The sequence below is a fragment of the Desulfovibrio desulfuricans DSM 642 genome (assembly GCF_000420465.1).
GTDB lineage: Bacteria > Desulfobacterota > Desulfovibrionia > Desulfovibrionales > Desulfovibrionaceae > Desulfovibrio > Desulfovibrio desulfuricans.
This window is the reverse complement of sequence record NZ_ATUZ01000014.1, coordinates 218,570-241,833: the sequence shown is the minus strand read 5'-3', so window position 1 is coordinate 241,833 and position 23,264 is coordinate 218,570. Positions and strand designations below refer to the sequence as shown.

The 23,264-nt window shown below is 56.7% G+C and carries 18 protein-coding genes and 1 pseudogene; 9 read left to right on the top strand and 10 right to left on the bottom strand.

Translation table 11 applies throughout. The features are described 5' to 3' along the window. Nucleotides 1-122: 122 nt before the first annotated feature. Together G449_RS18735 and G449_RS0109235 are read left to right on the top strand one after the other, a co-directional pair. Nucleotides 123-941, top strand: a complete 819-nt coding sequence (locus G449_RS18735; protein ID WP_022659029.1) for a DUF116 domain-containing protein — start codon at nt 123-125, stop codon at nt 939-941. A gap of 1 nt (nt 942) precedes the next feature. Further along, nucleotides 943-2,340 (top strand): transcription antitermination factor NusB, encoded by a 1,398-nt coding sequence (locus tag G449_RS0109235; protein ID WP_022659028.1) that lies wholly within the window; start codon nt 943-945, stop codon nt 2,338-2,340. Between the two features lie 96 nt (nt 2,341-2,436). Here G449_RS0109235 and G449_RS0109230 read toward each other — a convergent pair whose 3' ends face one another. Beyond that, entirely contained in the window at nt 2,437-3,381 is a 945-nt protein-coding gene (locus tag G449_RS0109230) for a ParB/RepB/Spo0J family partition protein (RefSeq protein ID WP_022659027.1), read from the bottom strand. A 222-nt stretch (nt 3,382-3,603) separates the two neighbouring features. Here G449_RS0109230 and G449_RS0109225 point away from each other — a divergent pair, with 222 nt between their 5' ends. Then, entirely contained in the window at nt 3,604-4,179 is a 576-nt protein-coding gene (locus G449_RS0109225; protein ID WP_245170800.1) for a hypothetical protein, read from the top strand. 8 nt (nt 4,180-4,187) lie between these two features. Here the strand turns inward: G449_RS0109225 and G449_RS0109220 are convergent, their stop codons facing one another. Continuing rightward, nucleotides 4,188-4,976, bottom strand: a complete 789-nt coding sequence (locus tag G449_RS0109220) for a ParA family protein (RefSeq protein ID WP_022659024.1) — start codon at nt 4,974-4,976, stop codon at nt 4,188-4,190. A gap of 303 nt (nt 4,977-5,279) precedes the next feature. On the opposite strand from G449_RS0109220, the gene G449_RS0109215 reads away from it, so the two are divergent. Genes G449_RS0109215 through G449_RS0109205 form a run of 3 tightly spaced genes read left to right on the top strand, consistent with a single transcriptional unit; the run spans nt 5,280 to nt 6,972 of the window. Beyond that, nucleotides 5,280-5,669, top strand: coding sequence for a response regulator (locus G449_RS0109215; protein ID WP_022659023.1), 390 nt, complete (start codon nt 5,280-5,282; stop codon nt 5,667-5,669). 28 nt (nt 5,670-5,697) lie between these two features. After that, nucleotides 5,698-6,504, top strand: a complete 807-nt coding sequence (locus G449_RS0109210) for a DsbA family protein (protein WP_027180866.1) — start codon at nt 5,698-5,700, stop codon at nt 6,502-6,504. A 3-nt stretch (nt 6,505-6,507) separates the two neighbouring features. Next, entirely contained in the window at nt 6,508-6,972 is a 465-nt protein-coding gene (locus G449_RS0109205) for a GNAT family N-acetyltransferase (protein ID WP_022659021.1), read from the top strand. Between the two features lie 188 nt (nt 6,973-7,160). Here G449_RS0109205 and G449_RS0109200 read toward each other — a convergent pair whose 3' ends face one another. The 4 genes and pseudogenes from G449_RS0109200 to G449_RS0109185 all read right to left on the bottom strand — a co-directional run bounded on the left by G449_RS0109200 (nt 7,161) and on the right by G449_RS0109185 (nt 10,809). Continuing rightward, nucleotides 7,161-7,745: a MerR family transcriptional regulator gene (locus tag G449_RS0109200; protein WP_022659020.1), complete on the bottom strand. Its 585-nt coding sequence runs from the start codon at nt 7,743-7,745 to the stop codon at nt 7,161-7,163. Between the two features lie 247 nt (nt 7,746-7,992). Further along, complete coding sequence (locus G449_RS0109195) at nt 7,993-8,331, bottom strand: C40 family peptidase (protein ID WP_245170799.1); 339 nt, start codon at nt 8,329-8,331, stop codon at nt 7,993-7,995. Nucleotides 8,332-8,766: 435 nt separating this feature from the next. Continuing rightward, nucleotides 8,767-10,349 (bottom strand): annotated as a pseudogene (locus G449_RS16650) (ammonia-forming cytochrome c nitrite reductase subunit c552). Further along, a complete protein-coding gene (locus tag G449_RS0109185; protein ID WP_022659018.1) occupies nt 10,342-10,809 on the bottom strand; it encodes a cytochrome c3 family protein in 468 nt (155 codons plus the stop codon). The pseudogene G449_RS16650 and the gene G449_RS0109185 overlap by 8 nt, the downstream one beginning before the upstream one ends. A 222-nt stretch (nt 10,810-11,031) precedes the next feature. On the opposite strand from G449_RS0109185, the gene G449_RS16645 reads away from it, so the two are divergent. The 3 genes from G449_RS16645 (at nt 11,032) to G449_RS0109170 (ending at nt 15,310) form a co-directional block, all read left to right on the top strand. After that, on the top strand, nt 11,032-13,386 hold the full coding sequence (locus G449_RS16645; protein WP_051135420.1) for an ATP-binding protein: 2,355 nt from the start codon (nt 11,032-11,034) through the stop codon (nt 13,384-13,386). Nucleotides 13,387-13,483: 97 nt separating this feature from the next. Next, nucleotides 13,484-15,034, top strand: a complete 1,551-nt coding sequence (locus G449_RS16640) for a sigma-54-dependent transcriptional regulator (protein WP_022659016.1) — start codon at nt 13,484-13,486, stop codon at nt 15,032-15,034. 18 nt (nt 15,035-15,052) lie between these two features. Beyond that, nucleotides 15,053-15,310, top strand: a complete 258-nt coding sequence (locus G449_RS0109170; RefSeq protein ID WP_027180864.1) for a hypothetical protein — start codon at nt 15,053-15,055, stop codon at nt 15,308-15,310. A 270-nt stretch (nt 15,311-15,580) separates the two neighbouring features. Here the strand turns inward: G449_RS0109170 and G449_RS0109165 are convergent, their stop codons facing one another. From G449_RS0109165 to G449_RS0109150, 4 genes are all read right to left on the bottom strand, one after another. After that, entirely contained in the window at nt 15,581-18,880 is a 3,300-nt protein-coding gene (locus tag G449_RS0109165; RefSeq protein ID WP_027180863.1) for a UvrD-helicase domain-containing protein, read from the bottom strand. Nucleotides 18,881-18,934: 54 nt separating this feature from the next. Beyond that, nucleotides 18,935-19,789, bottom strand: coding sequence for a methyltransferase domain-containing protein (locus G449_RS16635; RefSeq protein WP_022659014.1), 855 nt, complete (start codon nt 19,787-19,789; stop codon nt 18,935-18,937). A gap of 122 nt (nt 19,790-19,911) precedes the next feature. Further along, the gene (locus G449_RS0109155; RefSeq protein ID WP_022659013.1) at nt 19,912-22,140 is read right to left on the bottom strand and encodes a peptidase U32 family protein; all 2,229 of its coding nucleotides are present in this window, start codon (nt 22,138-22,140) and stop codon (nt 19,912-19,914) included. Then, the gene (locus tag G449_RS0109150) at nt 22,137-23,153 is read right to left on the bottom strand and encodes an NAD-dependent epimerase (RefSeq protein WP_022659012.1); all 1,017 of its coding nucleotides are present in this window, start codon (nt 23,151-23,153) and stop codon (nt 22,137-22,139) included. Before G449_RS0109150 ends, G449_RS0109155 begins: the two co-directional genes overlap by 4 nt. Nucleotides 23,154-23,264 lie beyond the last annotated feature (111 nt).

The following is a 23,264-nucleotide window of genomic DNA, read 5'->3' as shown; positions in this document are numbered from 1 at the left end:
TCGTTTTTTCTTTTTTTGACCTACTCATCGCGTTGCGAGCTTGCGCTTTTCATAAGGGCAGTTTTGTGCGATTTTGAGGCTCAAGACTGTTTTTTGCTTCTGACTCATCAAGCCGAGGTCACATGTTTCGTAAGTCGCCCTTTTCTTTGCCCCCAGAGCAGTATGGTGGTGCGCGAAAACGCGTTTTTATCGGGCTCATGCTGGCCTCGTGCCTTCTGCTGTGCCTCGGGGTTGCATTTTTTCTTATTTTGCCGTGGATTGGTTTTTTTTCTACGCAACACTGGCTGCCTACGCTGAGTATGGGTTTTGGTTTTGTTGTTATCATTGCCTTGTTATGGCTTTGCATTATTCTTATATTTCATATTTATACGGGTAAAACTTTGCCTGGTGTGGACAGTGTACGGCATGTCACCATTCGTCTGTTTTTTCCACTTATGGAATTGCTTGCAAAAGCAGTTGGTATTGACAGAGGAAGAGTGCGGCGCAGCTTTATCAAGGTGAACAACGAGCTGGTGCTTGCCAGTGGCTGTACGGCGCAGCCGCAGGAGCTTTTGCTGCTTTTACCGCATTGCGTTCAGCAGGCCTTGTGCCCGCAAAGGCTTGTACACAATCCGGATAATTGCCAGCGTTGCGGCAAATGCCCGGTTGGTGAGTTGCTTGCATTGAGGGACAAATATGGTGTGCGGCTTGCCATTGCCACTGGCGGCACCATTGCCCGCCGTATTGTGGTGCAAACGCGCCCGCGCTGCATTATTGCGGTTGCCTGCGAACGTGACCTTACATCCGGCATTCAGGACAGTTATCCTTTGCCTGTCTTTGGCGTTCTTAACCAGAGGCCGCATGGGCCGTGCGTTGATACGCTTGTGCCCATGAAGGCGCTGGAAGACGCCGTGCGGATTTTTCTTGGCCTTTCTCAACCCTTGCATCAGGACAGGGCATAACATGACTAAAATTCGTTTTGCCCAATCTGGCTCTGCTGTTGCGCCCTTGCCCGGCAAGATTCGCAAGCTTTCACCCACGGCCCGGCATTCCGCGCTGTGGGCTTTATTGTTGGTTGATTCCGGCATGACAGCCCAGCAGGCGCTTGCAACGGCATTTTCCTGTGCTTCATCAGTGGCTTGCAGCGCAGAATCTTTAGGCCTTGTCCCGGTTGAGCGCAATCTGTGCACAGAGCTTGTATACGGATACTTGCGAACGGAACTGCGCATTGCGTTTATTTTGTCCAGAGTGTTGCCGCGTCCGCAATCCTTGCCGCGCCCTTTGCTGCATGTGCTGGGCCTTGCGGTATACGGCCTGCTATTTCAGAATAAGGTGCCGGATCATGCCGCTGTTTTTAGCGCTGTAGAGACTGCACAAGCCTTGTACGGTCAAGGGCTGGCCCGTGTAGCCAACGGGGCCTTGCGTTCAGTACAGCGCCTTGCAGACGCCCCCATGCATGAGGATTTTTATTTGCCCAAGGGGGCGGAGACCGGATGCGCGGAGCACATGGGGCTTTTCTATTCATTGCCTTTGTGGATCATGGGGCACTGGTACAAGCACTACGGACGTGATGCCGCCTTGCAGCTTGCCCGCAGGTCTTTTGCCCGCCCATGGAGTGCGGTTCGCGTCAACGCGCAACATTCTTCTTCCGTGGTATTGCGTGAGGCTTTGCTTGCCAGTGGTGGCGTAGCGGTGGGGCAGTGGGGTGTTGCTTTTGCGCCGGGTGCGCAGCCGTCTGCTGTTTGTGGTCAGTCCTTGCACGACTTGCAACGTGAAGGTGCGCTTTCGTATCAATCCGCAGGTTCGCAGCTTGTTCTTGAAGAGCTTGGCCTCTATGGTTGGGACAAACCCGTTTGGGATGTTTGCGCTGGTTTTGGCGGCAAGACAGTTGCCCTGCTTGAACGGGGGATTGCTGTTCCTTTTGCCACAGACCGCAGTATGCAGCGTCTTTCGGCCCTGCCGGGCCAGTGCGAGCGGCTTGTCTTGTCTTGCCCATCAGTAGCTCTTGCCGATGCAGTCAAGCCGCCTCTCAAACGTTGGGATGGGCATCTGCTTGTGGATGCGCCTTGTTCCGGGCTTGGCGTGCTTGCCCGCAGGCCTGATATCCGCCGTAGGGCCCCACATGAGGCCACTGACCATGAGGGCTTGCAGCAATCCATTTTAGCGAGTTTAGCATCAGTGATGCGGTCGGGATGCCAGATGGCCTATATTACCTGTACACTGCGGCCCAATGAGAATGAAAAGCAGATTGAGCGTCTTGTGCGCGAATCAGACGGCTTGCAGGTACTCAGGCAGTGGCAGACACCACATGACCACCCTTGGCTTGAGGGCATGTATGGCACGCTGTTGTGTAAGGTTTGACCTCTTCAAAAAAGATAAACGCAATGCGGAATGCTCCGGTTGCGCTTATCTTTGGATTGGCATGGTATCTGTTCTGCTTGCATATTTTCCCGCTGTTTACTTAGCGGGATTTTCTGTAGATTCTTCTTCTGCCTCCGGCAGGGCCACTCCCAGTTTCTGCAACAGCTGTTCAAGTTCTTCCCGGCTGCCGTATGCAAACGCAATGCGGCCGCTGTTTTCATCGCCGCTTACCTGCGTTTTGCAGCCAATGCTGGAGCAAAGATTCATTTGCAGCGTCTTGAATTGCGGGCTTTTCTTTCTGGGGGCTTTGGCGCGAGGTTGCGGAGTTGTGTCTTCTTGTTCCCAGGGCAGGGCGTTGTGCCCACGCCAGAAGGCGGCTGCGTCTTCTGCTTCGCGCACGGTCAGCTTGTGGCTCAGGATGCGCTGGCGCAACGCTTCGGAAGCAATAGGCGCATCAATGCCCAGCAGGCAGCGCGCGTGCCCCGCGCTGAGCAATCCGGCCTGAATGTCGGCCCGTGCAGTTGCGCTCAGTTGCAGTAAGCGCAATGCGTTGGCGATTGCTGGGCGGCTTTTGCCAAGTCGACTTGCCAGTTCCTCCTGCGTTAGCTCAAGGGCATCCCGCAAGGCCTGGAGGGCTTCGGCTTCTTCAATGGGGTTGAGGTCTTCGCGCTGCAAGTTTTCAATAAGAGCAGCGGCCATGACCTCTTTATCGCTCAACTGGCGTACATACACGGGCACTTCTTTGAGTCCCGCCAGTTGCGCCGCCCGCCAGCGGCGCTCGCCCGCAACAATCTGATAGGTATTTTCCCCGCCCAGCGGGCGTACCAGCAGCGGCTGAATAATCCCCTGCGATTTGATGGAATCGGCCAGTTCCCGCAATGCGGCATCATCAAAGTGCCTGCGCGGCTGATTTGGGTTGGGGTGCAAGGCCGTAATCGGCATCAGGTTAACAGAGCTCTCCTGCCCTTGCGGTTCCTGCTTTGGCGCGGTTCCGCCAAACAGTGCGTCAAGCCCTCTGCCCAATCCCTTGCTGCTGCTCATTTTTATTCCTCCAGCATAAGCTGTGGTTGCGGCAATACAACCATTGTTCCGGACCCCAGTGGTGCAAGCCCGTTGCCATTGCGGATTGCCGTTTCAACAAACCGCTTGTGTGATTGCCTTCATTCAAAATTTGTATGTGCCAAACTTTTGCTGCACGTTGCAGGGTCTTTTTAAGGGGCGCAAGCTTATTGCGCAAAACACCCGCACTTCGTTGCAGTATCCTTGACATTTGCCCTTGGGGCGCGGCACCTTATGCGCTATTGTTTTCTGGCAGAAATCTGCCTGGCTGGTTTTGTTGCGCAATGGGCGGTATTTTGCCCTTGTGCGAGGCGTATCTTTTTGTTCCAAAGTTCGACTTTGGTTTGGCCCCGCTTTTTACTTCAAGGACTCGTTATGCAGGATAACCCGCAGCTTCAGTATATCACCGATATCAAGGGCAATATTTCTTCTGTGATTATTCCCTGGCCCCTCTGGGAAAAAATGGAGCCCAAGGTTCGCAGCATTTTGGCAGCCGATGCAAAGCCCCAAGAACTCGAACAGGCAGCCGGCCCGCTGGAAAGTTTTGAAGAACTCATGAAGTTTTGGGATTTCAAATATCCCTACAGCCCTTCAGTTACCTGCCCCCACTGTGCCGCCAGCACCGAGGATTGGCGCAATGATCCCGAAAGTCCGTTTATACTGACTAACGCGAATATTGGCGGCCTGCTTGTTTTTCATTGCCGTGCATGCGGAACCACAATCCGGCAGAAGCATTTTCACAAGCACGTTGCGGTAGAGCACACCACCCCTAAGGAATAAGCTTGCCCCTATTGCAGAACAGTATTTTTTTTGCTTGGTCTGCGCAGCACGATTTCTTTGGCCAAACCAAGGTATGCTTCTGCTCCCTTTGATTTAATATCGTAGTGGATGATGGATTTGCCGTGGCTGGGCGCTTCAGAAAGGCGTACGTTGCGGGGAATAACTGTTTCAAACAGGTGTTCGGGGAAGCAGCGGCGCACTTCGTTTTTAACTTCGCGAGTCAGGCGATTGCGCGTGTCGTACATGGTCAGCACTACACCCAGCAGGGAAAGATCGGGGTTGAGTCTTTTTTTCACCTGCTCGTAGGTTTGCAGCAGCTTGACGATGCCTTCAAGGGCAAAAAATTCGCATTGCAGGGGAATGAGCAGCTCGCGTGACGCGCAGAGGGCATTGAGTGTCAAAAGTCCCAGAGAAGGAGGGCAGTCGAGGATAATATATTCATAGTCGTTGCGCACGCTTTTGAGGCATTCGTCCAAAAAAAATTCGCGTGCCATTTTGTCCACCAGTTCCAGTTCAACTGCCACCAGGTTGGTGCTAGCGGGCAGAATATCCAAAAATGGTGATCGGCTTTTGGCTATATTTTCTTTCAACTTTTCAGGTTCATAAAAGGTATTGTACAGGTCGCCGTGCAGGTCTTCCTGGTGCAGGCCTATGCCGCTGGTGCTGTTTGCCTGCGGATCGCAATCAACGAGCAGAACTTTTTTTTCCATGACTGCAAGGGCAGCGGAAAGGTTGATGGCAGTGGTGGTTTTGCCCACCCCACCTTTTTGATTCGCAATGGAAATAATGCGCGCCATTGAGGCCTCCCAGTCATTTTGACTGATTTTAGAGGAACTGCTGCTTCAACCACCAGGCGATCCTGTTAGGAGCAGATGCGTCAACGAGCATGAAATTTCTGGCTTAGCCGCCTTTTCATGATTTACTTGAAGAAAAAACTTCGTGTTTCACATGAAACATGAGGGCGGCACTGAAAGCTGCAATGGGTTGTTTGTAAAAGAGAGTATTGAGAGCGTCAAGGCTTAAAGCATATTGAGCAACAAAACTTGCTCCGTAAAGCTAAAGCGCGTAAAAAATGGCACAATCTCTTGGCTGGAGAAAGTATGGAACTAGCAAAAGTGCTGTTGGTTGATGACGAATCAGATGTAACGCGAATACTCTCCAAGCGCCTTGGCCGCCGAGGGTATGAGTGCCAATCCGCTGCTAACGGGCAACTGGCTGTGGATGCCATGGAGCAGTTCCCCTTTGGCATTGTAATTATGGATGTAAAAATGCCGGTTATGGATGGCATGTCCGCCTTGCAGATTATCCATTCCCGGTGGCCTAAAACTCAGGTTATTTTGCTTTCTGGCCATGCGGATATGCAGCTCGCTGTTCAGGCCATGAGCGAGGGGGCATTTGGCTACCTGATGAAGCCTGTTGACATTGATGAACTGCTCTTTAAAATTGAAGATGCCGCTACCCAGATTCGCCTCGAGGCGGAGCAGGGCTAAGCGAGAGCGCAGAAAATAAGGATAGTGTATGGTTAGTAAAAAATTGATGGCGGCCTTTATATTGGCCTCAAGCATGGCTGCTGGGATTGTGCCCGGTATGAGCGCCGTTGCAAATGCTGTGGAAGTCACGGAAGAAAACCTGCCGAAGCTGCTTGAAAAACTGTTCCGGGAGCGGCCAGAACTGGTCATGGATGTGCTGCGCAGGCAAAGCGAATCTGTGCTCGATATCGCTCAGCAGGGGTCAAATCTGCGCCGTCAGCACAGCCTTGAGGCCCAGTGGGCGCAGGATATGAAAGTGACAAAAACGGTTAAAACAGAGGGCCGCCCGGTCATGGGATCACCCAAGGCCAAGGTGCGCATTGTGGCCTTTTCTGATTTTACCTGCCACTTTTGCCAGCAGGCCTCCAAAACTGTGGATGTCATTTTGCAGGAGTACGGCAAGGACGTGAGCCTTGTTTTCAAAAATATGCCTTTGGACGACAAAGGCCCGGCCAACATTGCCTCAGCATATTTTGTAGCCATATCCCAGCAGAGTGAGGAAAAGGCCTGGCAGTTCTACAAGGCCCTGTTTGCAGACAGGGACAAGCTCATTGCCGAGGGTGAAACCTTTTTGAAAAAGACTGCCGAAGGCCTTGGCGTGGACATGAAGCGCCTTGCCAAGGATGTACACAGCAAAAAGGTTACAGACATCATTGCCGAAGACCAGATGGATGCCCAAAAGCTCGGCATTGAAGGGACTCCGTATTTTCTTGTAAACAACCTTGTGGTTCGCGGAGCACTGCCGCTTGATCTCTTTAAGAGCGCTATTGATATGGCGCTGAAAAACAGCAAGTAGCGCATGACAATTCTGCCAGCTACAAAATCCGACTTGCCGCAAATTCTGGCCCTGCAAAGGGCCGCATTTGAAAGCGAAGCGAGGCTGGTAGAAAATTGGAATATCCCGCCACTCACGCAAACGCTTGAAGAACTGGTGGCGGAATGGCGCACTTGCGTAGTACTCAAGGCACTGGATGGGCAGACGCTGGCAGGAACGGTCAGGGCGCACCTTACAGAAGGTACAGCCCACATTGGTCGCCTTGCCGTATTGCCGCAATGGCAGGGCAGGGGATACGGCTCTGCACTGATGACGGCAATTTTGTCCGCAATAAAAGCCGCCCGGTATGAACTCTTCACCAGCGCAAAAAGTGAACGCAACTTGCGGTTATATGAAAAATTCGGTTTTGTTCCGTACAAAAAGGCCCAAACCGCAAGCGGGGTTGAACTGGTCTGGCTGGAAAAAATCAGCAAGCTCGGTAGTGAGTGACACGCCTCAACGTGATGTTCTGGCGGAGTATATCCGCAGAATAGACAGGCGGAGCGGCATGTAAATCAGTCGCGTTACGGTGCGGCAAAAGTGCAACCAGCTCCTGATTTCTATGTGTTTCGGAAACGTAAAAATGAACATGAGAAAGGCCGCGCAATTGCGCGGCCTTTCTGCTTGCTGTGGCAAAATTATTCTGACTGTCCTGAACCACCGCGATTGCGGATAACCTTGGTCATCCATGAGCGCAACTGATCAAGGTCGGCTTGTTGCGTTTTTTCGGACGAATCAAGCAAAACACGCAAGTTTGCAACCTCCTGGCGCAACTGTCCAACCTCTGGCGTATTGCTGCCGCCGGGGGCAGGGAGGCGCTGTACAACAAGTTGCAGCAAATGGGCAATGCCCTCAATGGCGTTTGTCTGGCGCTCCAGAATCTGAAGTGCAGCGGAAGGGAAAAAGTCATTGCTCGAAGGAACTTCAGCAATGGCTGTGGAAGAATCAGCATCTGTAACAGCAACGGCATTTCGCGGAAAGCGCGCGTTAAGCGCATCTTCAACCGCTGCTGCCGTGCGGGATTTTTGCATCTGCTCAAGCACGGCAGCAATTACTTCCAGCGTTTCACGGCGATAGCGGCGTCTGCGGCCGTCGCCAACACTGGGAATAAAATGGGCAAACCGTTTGCAGTAATAGCGGGTGGTGGATTCTGGCAAGGAAAAATGGCGCGAAATATCCGCAATACTCAACAGGCTTTCAGCAACTACAGCCTTGCGAGCCATGTCTCCTCCCGCGCCGGGCAAGGACGCCTCAAACGAGCTGCGAAGTGGGCTACCCGGCTATTTGAATCGGATAAAAGGAGTGGGCAGAAACGGAAATCAGCAACAAGGTGATTCCGATGTAATTCTTTTTGAAATACTCCAAACAAAATTTAATAGCAAGTCAGCAAACAGAAAAGGCGGTACAGACTGAGCCGTTACCGCCAATAAAATAAACAATTGCGTGATTACGCGGTGGCGCTGCTGCTGATCAGTGCACAACCCGCCTTACCGCGATAAGTTTGTTGCGCCAGTATGGTACGTCAAGGCTCTCAACCCTCACATTTTCGCCGCGTCTGGGGCTGTGGATAAAGGAATTGCCGCCAGCATATATGCCAGTGTGCAGCCCCCTTGGGCCGGAGCTGGTGCGAAAAACAAGGATGTCTCCCTGCCGGGCAGATGAAAGCGGAACCTGCTGCCCTGTGTGAGCCTGATCAGTTGTTATGCGCGGCACTTTTACGCCGTTCTGATTATATGCCCACCAGATCAAACCGGAGCAGTCAAAGCCCTTTTGCGGTGAGGCTCCGCCAGGTCTGTATTTTTTGCCCATTTGCGTATAGGCCGTTTTAACAACCTTGCGCGCGGATTCTGGTGCTGGGCCGCTATCGGGCGCGGATCTGAAAGCTCCGCAGCCTGTCAGAAGTACGGCGCATGCCAAGAGCAACGCAAAATTGCGCCATCTTCGCCAAGTGTTTGAGTGTATTGCTGCTTCCATGCTGCAACCTACTGTGTTTGCAAATAATTTTGCAAAAGTCAAAAATATAACACATATGTGCTGCACAGGATTAAGCAATTTGTGTGCCTGATTGGCAAGCTACGAGGATTATTTTTGGCAGACAAAAAAATAATAATGGGATAACAAACCGTAATAACAACAGTATTCATACTTTGAGAGATCAAAACAGCAAGGCCCCTGAAGAGGGGCCTTGCTGTTTTGAAAGTTATGCAGTGCCGCGTAATCGCCTGGCCTGCATGCAACTACGGGCTACTGGGCAGGCTTTGCCTCAGAAGTGATCCTTGTCTGATTGTCCCAAACCTGATCAGCCTTTGGCAAGGTGGGCAGCAGCTTGGTCCAGGGGTTCTTCTTGAGGAATTCGGGGTCCTGCTGGAGCTTGCGGCTCATTTCCAGAATGGGCGGCACAGTTTCCTTGATATCCTTGGAAAGCGCTTCAGCAATGCCAAAATCCGTAGCCTTGGTGGCAAGATCAACGGCCTTCTGGCTGCATTCCATAGAGGTCATGAGCGTATCAAGCGTCTTGGCGGGGTTGTGGAAACCAACGCTGTTTTCCGCAGAAACGTAATCCCAGAACAACTGCCCTTGCGCACCATTTCGCGCGCTTCGGTCATCAGGGCGTCGTAATCGGCTGCGCGCTTGCCTTCGTAGGCATTGGCAAGACGAACAGCTTCATGCGCCTTAACCGAGATTTCCTGCGCTTTCAGCAGCTGTTCAAAGGCCTTCTTCTGGGTGTATTCCACGCGGCCGCGCAGGTAGTCAGCGGTTTTGTCGGCGTGGCACTGACGGCAGGCGCGCAGTTCCGGATCCTTGAGGGGTGAGGTCATCCAGTGACTGGAAACCTTTTTGCCGCCTTCACGCATGTAGGGCATGTGGCAGTCGGCGCAGGCAACTCCGGCAGCGCCATGGGGGCCGTCCTGGAACATTTCATAGTCAGGATGCTGCATCTTGATCATGCCGACCTTGGAGGCCGCGTGCGTCCAGTCAACAAAAGGCCCGGGCTTGCCATCGGCGCCCTTGGGGCCGTGCCCTTTGTAGTACTGGTACATGTCTTCGGGGTTAAAGCCGTTGTCCCAGGGGAACACGGGCTTGGCGGCGGGGCCGTTGTCCTTGTGGGTGAAATAGTATTCCACATGGCACTGCGCGCATACAAGGCTGCGCTTCTGGTTGCGCGAAAGCTTGGCCCAGTCTTGCCCGCTACGCTTCAACCAGTCTTTGAGCGGCTCGGAGTAAGGGCGCAGTTCCATGGTCACAGGATCGTGGCAGTTGGCGCAACCAATGGTTTCATCCATTTCGTTGATCTTGTCTTTACTGCGGAATTCATTGACGTCTTTTGACCAGAAGGCATCGCCGTACTGCTTGACCCATTCCATCATCTTGGGGGTTTTGCAGTTCCAGCAGGTGGCGGGCAGGCCGCCCTTGCCGTCGGCGGCAAAGCGGTTGATACGGTCAATATTGAGAAAATCTTCAATGGCGTACGTGTGGCCGCGCGCTTCATTGTATTCGTACATGAAGGGATAACCCAGCCACAGATTCTTGAGATAGGGCTGCGCATGCTTGAAGCCCTTGGGCAGGGGATTGACGTTGTCGTTCTTGTGATAGGGGATGGAACCCTTGTATTCGGTCATGACCGAGGATTCGTTGTTCTTCATGTACGAGGCGTACTGCTGCGGAAAATCTTTCTGGAAAGCAGAAATACGGGTTTCACTTTCAGGTATGGAAGTTTTGTACTTCGGGGGCTTAAGGTCAGTGGAAACATCCTGACAGCCCGCGAGCAAAGCTATGCCAAGCAGGGCCACCACTCCCAGGGCCTTGTGTATGTTGCTCTTAGTCATTGGCTACCGTCCTTGTGCTTATAGGCATCATGCGCATGTGGGCCACACCCTTGTGGCAATCCACGCAGTAGGGTTTGGCGTCCATGCTGGCCACATTGACATTGGTCTGACTATGGCAGGCCATGCAGTTGGCATTGACAACATCCTTGGTGCGAACACTCAAAGGACGCGGAATGTCGTGGCCTGAAACATTGCCGATAACGTCGCGCAGGCCTTCCTGGGCCTTGAACGGCAGCTTGGCCAGCAGATTATGCGGGGCATGGCACTCATTGCAGGAAAGTTTGGCGTGTGATCCCATTTTCTGGGTCACGGCTGCTTCCTGCATTATGTGACAACTGGCGCAAAAAGGTCGCTGGTCAGTTGTCGTCATGGCGTACGCAAGCACACCCAAAAGCACCATTCCCGCCGCAACGCCGCCCAACAGCACCTTAAGCCATGGTCCATTGCGGGGTGTTCCCATAGAGCCTCCTTAACTCGCTCCTTGTGTGCCGCCCCCATGGCGGCATCCTGGTTATGAAAACAAGAAACGTACCAAAACCAGTAAATAAAATAAAAAAATAATTAGTAGATAAATAAGATAATTGCATGAAGTCAAAAGAAAAAGAGTGATTTCGGTCACAGAAAAATTCAGAAAAAAAAGACAGATTCAGAAATAAATGACAACACCACCGGAAGGGTGAGCATGCTGCGCGAATCATTTGTAAAGTCGAAAAAGATGCCGTGGCTGGTACTTGTTGCCAGCCTTGCCTGGCTTGGTCTTACTGGCTTTCTTTACAGCCAGGCAGTGCAGGTCAATGCTGAGCATAGCCTTGAGTTGGAGCATACACGACTTTCAACCATGGCGCAGCAATTAATGGACGCAAGAAACTGGAATGCCGCGCACGGCGGCGTATATGTTGAAAAAAGTGACAACGGTCAGCCAAACCCCTGGTTGCCAGAATCGGAACGCACAGTAACCACACAGGATGGGCGCACCCTGGTGCTGGTTAACCCGGCATACATGAGCCGCCAGCTGGCGGAGCGCAGCTCGCGCGAAGGGGTGACCATCAGCGTAATAAGCAGTGCGCCCCTGCGGCCTGAAAACATGGCGGATGTGTGGGAAAAATCAGCGCTTGCCCGCTGTGCGGAAGAAACCCCCGAAGTGTTTACGGCTCCACAACCAGGCAATGGTCAAAGCCTGCGCCTGTTGAGTGTGCTTATGGCCCAGCAAAGCTGTTTGCGGTGCCATACAAACAAAAAAGTGGGAGAAGTGCTCGGCGGCATCAGCGTGAGCCAGGACGCAAGCTCATTCCACAAAGGGCTGGAAAGGCAGCGCTACAACATGCGCTTGCTGTACGGGCTGCTTGCAGTCACGGGCGTGCTCGCCATTGGCGGCCTGACCTTCAACCTCACGCATCGGCGCTGGCTGGCGGAGGAAGCAAGCCGCATGAAAAGCTCGTTTATGGGGCACCTCAGCCACGACATGCGCACACCGCTGACAGCCATTGTAGGAATGAGCGAACTGGCGCAGCGCACTGACCTGCCTGAAAAGGAACGCAAAAAGGCCTTGGGCTATCTTGCACAAGCCGCAGAGGCCCTGCGGGAAATGGTGGGCGACATAACCGACCACGCAGCGCTGGAGCAGGGAACCCCTACGCTTGAAGCCGCGCCCTTTGATCTGCGGGAGAGCCTCGCAAGCTGTGTGAACTTGTACAGGCCCATTGCCGACAGCAAGGGGATTTCCCTGACCCTCGGCCTGGACGAAAAGCTACCGCGATGTACGGTGGGCGACAGCTTTCGCTTGCGGCAGGCCCTGGGCAACATTGTCAGTAATGCCGTCAAATTTACCGAGGCTGGTTCTGTTCGCGTTTATGCCACGGCCCTTGAATGTACCAGTGAACATCTGAAGCTGGCAATTTCTGTCACTGATACTGGCCCCGGCATGTCGCAGGAAGATCAGGCCAGGGTGTTTGAGAGTTTTCAGCGGGGGCGCGATACCGCCCGCACACCGGGAACCGGCCTCGGGCTGAACATCGCCCGCACCCTTGCACGGCTCATGGGCGGGGATGTGGATCTGGCTTCCCGTACAGGGCAGGGGGCCTGTTTTACGCTTTACGTGTTGCTTTCGCAGTGTTCGCAACCCTTACAAGCCAACCCCCGGGAGAATGCGGGCACGTCAGATGCGTCCAAGTCAGGGCAACCGTGTTGCGCAAAGCCCTTGCGGGTATGCAAAAAAGTGTTGGTGGCGGAGGATACCGCGTCCATTGCCTACGCCATGCAGCATATGTTGCGGAGCATGGGGGCAGAACCAGTAGCGGTTGAAACCGGCGAAAAGGCACTGGAACTGCTGCGTGATCCCAGGCAAGGGCTGTGGGACTTGCTTGTGCTCGACAGCCGGTTGCCCGGCATTGGTGGGTTGGATGTGCTGCGGGCTTTGCGGAATGGCGATACATTGTCCCCGGCAGAAACCCTCTCCGTTGTCTACACAGCGACAACAAGCGATTCGTTTTTGCGCAAATGCGAGGAGCTTGGCGCTGACGGCGTTTTTCTAAAGCCCTTGAGCTTTGAACAGTTGCGCCATGAACTGGAAAAACTGGTGACAGCAAAGTCGGCAGATTGCTCCGGCAGGCCAAAAACTGTTGCGCAGGTAAAAACCGCAATTGCGAACAGGCCAGAAACCGCCGTGACTGAGCATCAATCTGCTGACATACAATGCAAAAATGTTGTCTGGAACCGCAATGCAGCACTTGAAGCGCTGGATGGCGATGAAGACGTGCTGAAAAGCCTTGCCAACGTATTGGAACATGAACTTCACGAGCGTCTGCAAACCCTGGATGCCGCCATTGCAACGGGTGATTTTGAGCAGCTGCGGCGCACAGCCCATGCCTGCAAAAATTCGGCAGGCGTCATGAGGCTTGACCATCTGCGGGCGGTTGCAACAGCAACAGAAGACGCGCAATCAGAACGTATTTCGGAAGAAGCGCAAAAATTGCGCACCGCAATGCAGGAAGCAGCGCAGGTGCTCGCCGCAACCGTGGAGCAGGAGAAGACCGTCTGAGGTGCAGAATACCAGCACAAAAGGTATTGTCCGACAGACGCGGCAAGGCGTGCAGACAAAAAATCGGCGGAAGCGTGATCACAAGGGGAACAAGCTGATGGCCAAAGTGCTTGTGGTGGACGATGAAGGACTGATGCGCACAATGGTGCAGGTGGTCTGCAACCGTATGGGGCACGAAACCCTGCTGGCCGCTTCCATTCAGGAGGCGCTGCGCATGGTCAGCGAGCCTGTGGATGTAGTTTTGCTGGACGTATGGCTGCCGGACGGTAACGGGCTTGAATATCAGGCCGACTTTGCACACCTGCCCGGTGCGCCGGATGTGGTTGTCATCACCGGTAACGGCGACGGCGACAATGCCGAGGCCGCCTTGCGCTCCGGGGCGTGGGAATTCCTCACCAAACCCTTGCAGATGCGCGATATTGAGCAGTGTTTGCGGCAAATTCTGCAATTCAGGCAAAACCGTACCCCAGTATCAGAAGCTCTGGTTGTGGACAGCGGGCATATCCTTGGCAGTGGCCCCGGCATGAGCCGCGCCCTCAAGCTGTTGGCGCAGGCTGCAAAAAGCGAAGTAAACGTGCTTTTGCTGGGTGAAACCGGGGTAGGCAAGGAACTCTTTGCCCGGGCGCTCTTTCGCAACAGTGCAAGGGCAGCCAGGCCGTTTATAACGGTTGACTGCGCCTCGCTGCCAGAAACCCTGGTGGAAAGCCATTTGTTCGGCCACAGCCGCGGCGCGTTCACAGGTGCGGACAGGGCGCGCGAAGGGTTGCTGCTTGCGGCAGACAAAGGGACGCTGTTTCTGGATGAAGTGGGTGACCTGCCTCAGCCCATGCAGGGGGTTTTTTTGCGAGCCCTGGAACAGCGGCGTTTTCGCCCTGTGGGCGAGGTGCGCGAGGTCAGCAGCGATTTCAGGCTGGTGGCCGCCACCAATAAAAATCTGGAGCACATGGCCAAGGAAAACAGCTTCCGGGCAGATCTGCTCTACAGGCTGCAAGGCCTCACCATTGTGATTCCGCCGTTGCGCGAGCGGCTTGACGAAATCCCCGCGCTGGCACGGCAGGCCATTGCGCGCTTTTGCCTGGGCAACGACCAGCCGGAAAAAACCCTTTCCAACGAGGCGCTGGATGTGCTGCTGGAGTATGCCTGGCCCGGCAATGTGCGCGAACTGATCCATTGTCTTGAGCGGGCATGCCTCACGGCTGGCAAAAGCGACCTGATCCTGCCTGCGCATCTTCCCACGCGTATGCGCGTGGACTCCGTGCGGCGTCGCATGGGGCAGGGAACCGTGCCGCCGGTCAAAGAGAATGGTGGGTTGCACGGCAGTGACGGCGCGGGGATAACTGCCCAGGAAAACGGGTTTTTAGTAAATGACGCGCTGGGGCAAAAACCGCCGAGCCTGCGTGAATGGAAATCGCAGGCTGAAAAAGCCTACGTGCGGCAGGTTTGGGACATGTGCGCGGAAGACGTGCGAAAAGCCTCGGAAGTGGCAGGTATTTCACGTGGTCACTGGTATGAGCTGATGAAAAAAAACGGCCTGCAACAAGGTCTTCAGGCGTGCGGAGCCGAAGCGCGTCAAAAAAACGCGGCAAAGAGCCAGGGATGCTTGCGTCAGAAAATAAAAGGAGCTATAGGCGAGAAAAACCGGCATTGAAAGGCAATGTTAGAGCTTATGAACAAGAGTCCCATTACTGTCAGAGGTTATGTCGCGGCAGTGCCGCGCTCTGTGGATGCGCGCCAGGCCCGTGTCGCTGTTGTGCAGGATGATGTGGAATACCGCATTGTGCCGCGCGGCGCCGGGGTTGACCTGGATGACGAGGTCAGCGTGCCCGTGGAAGTATCAGGCATCATGGAAGAAGCGGACGGCGTGGTGTACCTCATCGTGCGCGGTTACAAGGTGCTTGAAGACGACTCCTGGCTGGAAGAATAAGCGGCTTTTCTGCGTCACATTGTGGCGCACTCTTGAGCAGTTTTGCCGGGTGTGGCGTTTGTCAGGCCGGACAGCCTGTTGCGCCCTTGTTTCCAGGCCGCTAGATATAGGGGCAAGGGTGGTGCAATGCTCCTATGCCCAACCTACAAGCCTGCTTGATCGCCTATCGAGCCACAGGCCGAAATCAATTCCGCAAAAGCACAAGCGCAACTGGCGCTTTTTTTTTGTGCCCTTCATCCTGCCATCGGTGGCGTAGATCGGGGGAGGAAATCAGAGCAGGCTGATCTGTTTCTGTTCCTTACGGGTGCGTGTTGCAAGGGTGCTGTGTCGGCAAAATTCGCATATCTGGCTCATGAAGGGCGAGGGCTGCAAATGCAGGGTGCGCCCATAAAGAGAGCGTTGTGCGCAATGGCTGAGAAAAAGCGCCCGCGCAGCACGCGTAAGCCCCACGTACAGCAAACGGCGCTCCTCGGCCTCGTCGGCCTCTCTTTGGGTGCTGCTGGTCGCGGCATCCGCAGCAGGGAACAAAAGTTCACGCCGCAAAGGCAAAAGACCGTCTTCAAGCCCCGGCAGAAAAACAGCCTGAAATTCAAGCCCCTTTGATGCGTGCAAGGTCAGAATCTGCACACTCTCGGCCTTGGCGCGTACAAGCTCGGCCTCCTGGAGCCATGCCAGCTGCTCAAAAAAGCCCGCCCAGTGCCCGCTCTGGTTCCACAGGCGGCACAGTTCGCGCCAAGGGCGGCTGCCGGTAAAGACTTCCCCTGCCCATGGCTGTTTGGCAAGCCAGGGGAGCATACGCTCCGGAGCAGGCAGGCTCTCTGCCGATGTCCAGTTTTGCGGCAAGGTATCCTGTTGACCCCGATCCTCGGTAGATACATGCGCAAAACCGCAATGAGCGCCTAGCAGGCTCAACAGGTGCGCGCAGGCGGCGTCTTGCCAGAATCCATCCTGTGAGGGCGCGGCGCATGGTATCCCCGCCTGTTCAAGGGCCGCACGCAGGGGGGGAATTTGCGCTTTCAGGCGCACAAGAACCGCAATGTCGCCCGGTGCCAGTGCTCCGGCCAGGCCGTGCAGGTCGTCCCCCTTGCTGTGATCCAGCAAGGTGTGGGCCGTTGCACCCAGCAGATGTCGAACCCGCTCTGCTACCCAGCGGGCCTCGGTGCGCTCATCGGGAGCGGAAAAGAGCCGCAGTTCAGCCGTGAGGGATTGCGCGGCCAGCAATGGGCCGCACTGCCCCTTGTGGAGCAGGAGGCTGCGGGCCATATCCAGTACGCTCTGGCTGGAACGGAAGCTCTGCCCAAGGCGGAAGACGTTCAGCCCCGGCCAGCAGGCGCGCAGACTGGCCTCGCTTTGGCCCGTAACGCCACGGAATCCATAAATGGCCTGATCCGGGTCGCCAATGCCGAAAAATCCATGCCCATCCGCAGGCAGCAAGGCGCGAACAATGGCAAGCTGCACAGCGGAAAGATCCTGCACTTCATCTACCAGCACATGCTGTGGACGCTCATTTTCGGGCAGGGTGCGGGCGTGCTCCAGCCACCAGTCCAGAAGGTCGGCGTAGTCCGCATAGCGCTGCCCCATATTTTTGCGCGCAACGTAGTTGGCAGCAGCTCGGGCCAGAGGGCTTTGAGCAGGCTCCTGCGCAAGAACGCCACCCTCACGCGCCAGAGCAAGGGCATCCCACAGTTTGCGCACGTCGCGCTTTTCCAGTTCCGGATTTGCCAGACGGAACAAATTGAGCGCGGCATCCTCGCCAAGCAACAGCGGGGGATTGTCCGCGCTGGCAGCGCGCAGGGCCGCCCAGGCCATGCCGTGCAGGGTGTCGCATTGCGGCAGCGCCGTTTGCGCGCCACCATCAAAGGCCTTGGACAGTCTTTCCCGCAGTTCATCCGCCGCGCGCCGCGTAAAGGTGACAGCCAGCACCCTGCGCATGTCCGCGCCCTGTTCCGCAAGCCATTGCAGGCGGCCCACCAGAACGCGGGTTTTGCCCGCGCCGGGGCCAGCAAGCACCAGCACGGGCGCTGGGCCCGCTGCAAGCGCCGTCTGCTGCTCGTCAGAATAGGCAAAGGCCTGCGCAGGCATGTCAGTTTTAGCTGCGGATTTTACCGCGGAAAAATTGCTTGTGGCTTCTGCGTTGGTATCACCCGCAAGGGGGAGGCTGGCCCGACGCACGCGCACGGATGCGGGCTGTGCGGCAGTTGCAGATTCAAGTGGTTCAGCCTTTTTGCGCCCTCGTTTGGCAGGAGCCTTTACGCCCGGCAGGGTGCCGCGCGCATCGGCCACTTCCTCAGGGGAGAAAACGCGCACGGTGCCGTATTCGCCGTCATAGCCGCCTTTGCGGTAGACCTGACCGCGCCTCATGCGGGCCACTGCTTCGCCCAGCGGCTCCCAGTGGGCGCGAATGTCTGCTTCCGGCAGACGGCAAAGGATATCCAGCTCCGGCCCCAGCTCGCGCAGGAGACTGCTGTAACGCTCCTGCACCCGGCGCGATGCCGGGCCAACGCCAAGGATTTCGCCCACGACTTCGGCCAGCGGAATCAGCGGGCGCACTTCCGGTTCGCGCGGGAGTTCCGGCGGGGTTTCCCTGTCTGCCAGTTCCAGCACCCGGTGCAATACGCCGACCGTGAGCGGCTTGCCGCAGACCGGGCAGATGTTGCCTAGAGCCAGCGATTCTTTAGGCTCCAGCACCACGTTGCAGGCGCGGTGCCCGTCAAGGTGGTATTTACCTTCATCAGGATAGAATTCCATGGTGCCGAGAAAGCGGCAGTCCAGATTGCACTGGTCTTCCCGCCGGGCAGAGGCGCGCAAAGCCGCAAACATGCCCGCATAGCTGGGGCGGCCCGCAAACAGATTGGCCTCGCGCCCAAGGTTGGCTCCGGAATGCGCGTCTGAATTGGACACAAGGGCGTAGCCGTCAAGCCTGCTGATCAGGCGGTTCATGGCTGGGTCAGACGAAAGGCCCGTTTCCAGCGCAAAAATGTGCTCCGAAAGATCGCCGTAGCAGTCTTCAAGCCTGTCAAAGCCTGATTTGGAGCCGAAAAGCGCAAACCATGGCGTCCACACATGGGCGGGAATCATCACCGATCCGGGCGCGCATTCCAGCATGATTTCAAGCAGGTCGCGCGAGTCCAGCCCCAGAATGGGGCGGCCATCGGCATTGAGGTTGCCGATCTGCGCCAGCCGCAACGAAAGGCGCTCCGCATCCTCAAGGGTGGGCACAAACACAAGGTTGTGCACCTTGCGCACCTTGCCGCCGCGTTTGTAGATCGAGCTGATTTCCGTTTGCAGCAAAAACAGCGGAGCGGTGGATTCCTGCATGCCCGGGCCAGCCTTGGCATCCATGAACTCAAGCGTTTCCGGCTCAACCGCCAGCCTGTAGAGGCCCGTGTGCTCGTCCAGCACGAGCTGTTCCGCCAGTTCCGCCCGCCACTGGGGGTGCGTAAAATCCCCGGTGCCCAGTACGTTGATGCCTTTGCAGCGCGCCCAGGCCGCCAGATGGCGGGGATTGAGGGCCTTGCTTGTGGCGCGCGAGAAACGGGAATGGATGTGCAGATCAGCTATAAAATTCATAATTCACCCTGTGGGGATGGAATCTGTGCGGGATTGATTACGGCAAAGCATGCGTCAGGCCAGCCAGGGGCAGAAGCGCAAGGCCTGTGCAGACCACCGAGGCCCGCCCGTGCCGCCACCCATGACGCTGCTGGTTCCACGGCTGACATTGATGGATGGCCCGGTGTGCAGCGTCAGCGGCGCTTCAATCAGGGTTTCGTGCGCGGCATTCTTACGGGCCAGAGCGAGAATCCGCAATGCGGGTTTTGTCCTGTGCGCCCTCACGGGCAGCAGGAGGCGCAGCCCAAGGCCCGCATCGTTCAAGGCCGTGCACAACAGCGGCAAGGCCTGTGCGTCATAAATGCAGCAAAAACAGCCCTGATGCCGCAGCAGGGCTGCCGTAGCGCGGCAGAATAGCTGGAGCACGTATTCCCGGCTTTCCTCGCCCTGTGCGCCACGCAGCGCCCGTTCGCGCATATGGCGGGGCGAGGGCCTCCCGGCTACTCCATAGGGCGGATTTGCCAGAACCAGATCAAACTTTCCGGCATGGCTGCCACCTGTTGCGCCTGCCTGTTCTGGCAAGAGCTTTCTGTCGGCCAGATCAGCTTCGACAAAGCGCAGCCTGTCTGTCAAGCCAAGGCGCGCGGCATTGGCTGTGGCGGCCTGCACGAGCGGCCCTTCCCTGTCCAGCCCCAGCCCGGTAATGCCAGCGCAACGCAAGGCCAGCCCCAGCAGGGCGGCTCCGCAGCCGCAGCCCAATTCTGCCGCAGTCAGATGCGCCTGGCGTGACGCGTTCAGGTTTTCCACATGCCGTGCGGCAAAGGCAGCCAGCAGGAGGGCGTCTGCGCCAAAGCGCAGGCTGCCTTCCGGCTGCTCAAGCCCGCGTGGAAAAAGCTGTCGGGCGTTGTAAAAAGGTTCATCCGTGTGCATTGGGGCTTCCTGCGCCGGAAAAAGGACCGCCGTCAGAAACCATATTCTGTCGGCGGCCCGCAAGTATGTGTCAGGATGCTGTGAATGCGGTCAGCCGCCCGGGGTTTGGGGCGGCATGCCCCTTACAGCAAATCCCCTTCCCAGTTGAACAGGCTTTTGCGCCGCATTTCGGGCACGGAGGCAGGCGGATTTTCCTGCATGTGCGCAAAGAAACCGTATCCCGCCGAGAGCAGTTCCTGCCTTTTGGCGGTGATATCAAGCGGCCAGCCAGGATAAATCCAGATGTTGCCGCCATATTGCCGCGCCCAGAAGGGTTCGCCCATGGGGCTGAGGAATGGCTCATTGGGTTTGACGCCCAAAAGACCGAAACGGCTGATGCCAACGGGCCAGTAACCGGAAAGCACCACGCCAAGGGGCAGAGGGCTTTGCGCGGGCAGGGCCAGCATATCCTCCTGCGCCAGTTCAGGGCTTACAAAAGCGCCCGAAAATCCCATACTGGCAAGTATGCCAAGGGCAGAGGCATTGGCCGCGTTGCAGAAAGGCCCGGCCAGCAGGTCGGCGTTTTCGTCAAGCTGTTCGGGGAACAATCCGCGTTGCCACGGAGCGTTGCACACAAAATGTCGCGCGCCGTCACGCCACAGCCGCCCGATGGAGCGACGGATGGTTTCTTCTTCATCAGGCCAGATAACCGGCGGCAGCCACCAGCACATGCGCGGGGTAACAGTGCGTGAAAGCTCGGCGCTGCGCGCCGAAAGCCAGAGGGCCTGCAACTGGCTGCGGCCAGTGCGGGTCTCCTTGCCATGGGGCACGCTTGAGCGCACGTACATGTCGGGCCGGGTTTTTGCCTTGATGGGCTTGGGCAGGCGGGGGTCGCTTTCCACAGCCTTGCTGGGGCGGGCGGGCATGGCCTCAAGGCGCGCCTGCCAGCTTTTGATGATGCGCATGAGTTCTGGTTCGCGCCGGTCAATAAGAAAGACAGGCGTGCCAGCCTTGGGCGTCTTGTGCTTGGGCAGGCGCATGGTAAGGCTGCCGCCCTTGGGAATACGCCGGGTTACGGGCAAAGTGGCATGCCAGCGCTCGTCTTCAACACCCACTCGCAGGTAATCCTGCGGCAGCAGTTCAAAGAAGGGCTTGAGCGTCACGCCGCCTTCAGGTTCAATGCGAATCTTGCCCGCCAGCAGGCCGGAACTGGTCTGACCGTCCGGCGTGGTGGGGATGGTGTGGTCCTTCTGCGGCAAAAAGCGCGCGCGCGTGGAGGGCCGGCCCAGCGACATTTGCAAGATTTCTTCCGCAGCCTTGCGGGCCTGGGCATCGCCGGGGTTGTCGCGCAGCATGCGGTAGGCCGTAACCACGTGATACACGTAATGCGGGCCTTTTTTGCGACCTTCGATCTTCCACGACACAAGGTGGGGGATGTTCAGCAGGGTTTTTGCCAGCACGTCCAGCGAAAGATCGAGGCAGGAGAACCAGCGTCCGTTGTGTTCCTTGCCGCGTATCTGCCCGCGTGAGCTTGGGCGGCGGGGCGCGTCAAAAGATTCGTTGCGCCGGTCGTCGGCCTTGCCACGCCCATCACGCCCGGTGCGGTTTTTGCGGGCAATGTCCATGCGCGACTGTTCCTGGCGCATGCGGTCCTGTTCCTCGCGTTCCGCATTGCGCACAAGAGCAATGGCAGCGGGGCCGCCCTGACGGTACACGCGGCGGCAGGGCTGCACGCAGCGGCCCCGCAGGCCGCTTTTGCCGCCCATGTAGCTCGACCAGTAGCAACGGCCCGAAACGCAGTAGCACAGCGCGCCGTGCACAAAACATTCAAGGTCAAGGCCTTCGGGGCAGGCCTCGCCCATGGTGCGGATTTCATCTATGGAAAGCTCACGCGGCAGGATAACACGGTTGGCGCCGAGTCTTTTGGCCTGCAAAAGGCTTTCAGGATGGGTGAGGTTGGCAAGGGTGGAAAGATAAAGCCCGCCCTCAAAACCAGCCTGGCGCGCCAGATCCAGCATAGCCAGATCCTGCACGATCAGCCCGTCGGGCCTGACCTGACGGGCAAGGCGCGCCGCCAGCCGATAGGCCTGAGCTGGCTCGTTGGGCTTGACCAGGGTATTCATGGCCACGTAAACGCGGGCGTTTTCCGCATGGGCAAGGTCTGTCAGGCGCGAAAGTTCCGTCAGGCCAAAGTTTTCTGCCTGCATGCGGGCAGAAAAATGTTTGAGGCCCAGATAGATGGCGTCTGCCCCGGCGGCAAGGGCGGCCAGGAATGAAGGCGCGTCGCCCGCCGGAGCCAGAATTTCGGGCCGGGCGGGCGTGGGGGCGGATATGTTCAGATGATCCGCAGAAGTGGAGAAAGTGTCGTTCATATTTTATAATACTCTTTGTACCAGGCCACAAAGCGGGCTATACCCTCGCTGAGGGGCGTGGAAGGGGCAAAGCCGGTGGCGGCGGTGAGGTCGTCAATATTGGCCCAGGTGGATTCAACATCGCCCGGCTGCATGGGCAGAAGTTCCTTGCGGGCCTTCATGTCAAGGGCGTCTTCAAGGGTGCTGATGAAATCGTTGAGTTCCACCGTATTGTTGTTGCCTATGTTGTAGATGCGCCAGGGTGCGGAGCTGCTGGCGGGGTTGGGATTTGCGGGGTCAAAGTCCGGGTCGGGCTGCGGGGCCAGCGGCAGCAGACGCACCACGCCTTCGATGATGTCGTCGATATAGGTAAAATCGCGGCGCATGCGCCCTTCGTTGAACACCTTGATGGGTTCGCCGCGCACAATGGCGGTGGTGAACAGGTGCAGGGCCATGTCCGGTCTGCCCCAGGGGCCGTATACCGTAAAGAAGCGCAATCCCGTGCAGGGGATGCGGAACAGGTGGCTGTAGGAATGGGCCATCAGTTCGTTGCTTTTCTTGGTGGCGGCGTACAGGCTGACCGGGTGGTCCACATTATGGTGCACACTGTAGGGCCGTGCCGTGTTCATGCCATACACTGAAGAAGACGAGGCAAAAAGCAGATGTCCCACCTTGTTCTGGCGGCAACCTTCAAGAATATGCCCAAAGCCCAGCAGGTTGGCATTGAGGTACGATTCCGGGTTCTGGAGGCTGTAGCGCACGCCAGCCTGAGCCGCAAGGTTGACAACATGGGTAAATCCTTCGCGGGCAAACAGGGCGGCCATTGCCGGGCCATCGGCCATGTCCAGAAGTTCAAAGCGGAAGCGCTGCGCCTCCGGCATGGCGGCAAGTTGGCCCAGACGGTCTTTTTTTAGTTGCACATCGTAATAGTCGTTGCAATTATCAACGCCCACCACGCTGTGCCCATCGGCCAGAAGCCGTTGGGAAAGATGGTATCCAATAAAGCCCGCTGCGCCTGTTACCAGAACATGCATGAGAACCTCCCAGTGTGCATGCAGGCAAAGTAAGCCAGATGCGCGTTCTGGGCAAGAGCGCCGCGCCACGACGAAATCCTTGTTTCGGGGTATGGGGGCTTGCGGGAAAAA

Coding starts and splice junctions, on each gene's coding strand:
- G449_RS0109215 (WP_022659023.1), top strand. CDS start 5,280: ATGGAACTAGCAAAAGTGCTGTTGGTTGATGACGAATCAGATGTAACG.
- G449_RS0109230 (WP_022659027.1), bottom strand. CDS start 3,381: ATGAGCAGCAGCAAGGGATTGGGCAGAGGGCTTGACGCACTGTTTGGC.
- G449_RS0109200 (WP_022659020.1), bottom strand. CDS start 7,745: ATGGCTCGCAAGGCTGTAGTTGCTGAAAGCCTGTTGAGTATTGCGGAT.
- G449_RS18735 (WP_022659029.1), top strand. CDS start 123: ATGTTTCGTAAGTCGCCCTTTTCTTTGCCCCCAGAGCAGTATGGTGGT.
- G449_RS0109185 (WP_022659018.1), bottom strand. CDS start 10,809: ATGGGAACACCCCGCAATGGACCATGGCTTAAGGTGCTGTTGGGCGGC.
- G449_RS16640 (WP_022659016.1), top strand. CDS start 13,484: ATGGCCAAAGTGCTTGTGGTGGACGATGAAGGACTGATGCGCACAATG.
- G449_RS0109210 (WP_027180866.1), top strand. CDS start 5,698: ATGGTTAGTAAAAAATTGATGGCGGCCTTTATATTGGCCTCAAGCATG.
- G449_RS0109165 (WP_027180863.1), bottom strand. CDS start 18,880: ATGAATTTTATAGCTGATCTGCACATCCATTCCCGTTTCTCGCGCGCC.
- G449_RS16645 (WP_051135420.1), top strand. CDS start 11,032: ATGCTGCGCGAATCATTTGTAAAGTCGAAAAAGATGCCGTGGCTGGTA.
- G449_RS0109170 (WP_027180864.1), top strand. CDS start 15,053: ATGAACAAGAGTCCCATTACTGTCAGAGGTTATGTCGCGGCAGTGCCG.
- G449_RS0109220 (WP_022659024.1), bottom strand. CDS start 4,976: ATGGCGCGCATTATTTCCATTGCGAATCAAAAAGGTGGGGTGGGCAAA.
- G449_RS16635 (WP_022659014.1), bottom strand. CDS start 19,789: ATGCACACGGATGAACCTTTTTACAACGCCCGACAGCTTTTTCCACGC.
- G449_RS0109195 (WP_245170799.1), bottom strand. CDS start 8,331: ATGGGCAAAAAATACAGACCTGGCGGAGCCTCACCGCAAAAGGGCTTT.
- G449_RS0109150 (WP_022659012.1), bottom strand. CDS start 23,153: ATGCATGTTCTGGTAACAGGCGCAGCGGGCTTTATTGGATACCATCTT.
- G449_RS0109155 (WP_022659013.1), bottom strand. CDS start 22,140: ATGAACGACACTTTCTCCACTTCTGCGGATCATCTGAACATATCCGCC.
- G449_RS0109235 (WP_022659028.1), top strand. CDS start 943: ATGACTAAAATTCGTTTTGCCCAATCTGGCTCTGCTGTTGCGCCCTTG.
- G449_RS0109205 (WP_022659021.1), top strand. CDS start 6,508: ATGACAATTCTGCCAGCTACAAAATCCGACTTGCCGCAAATTCTGGCC.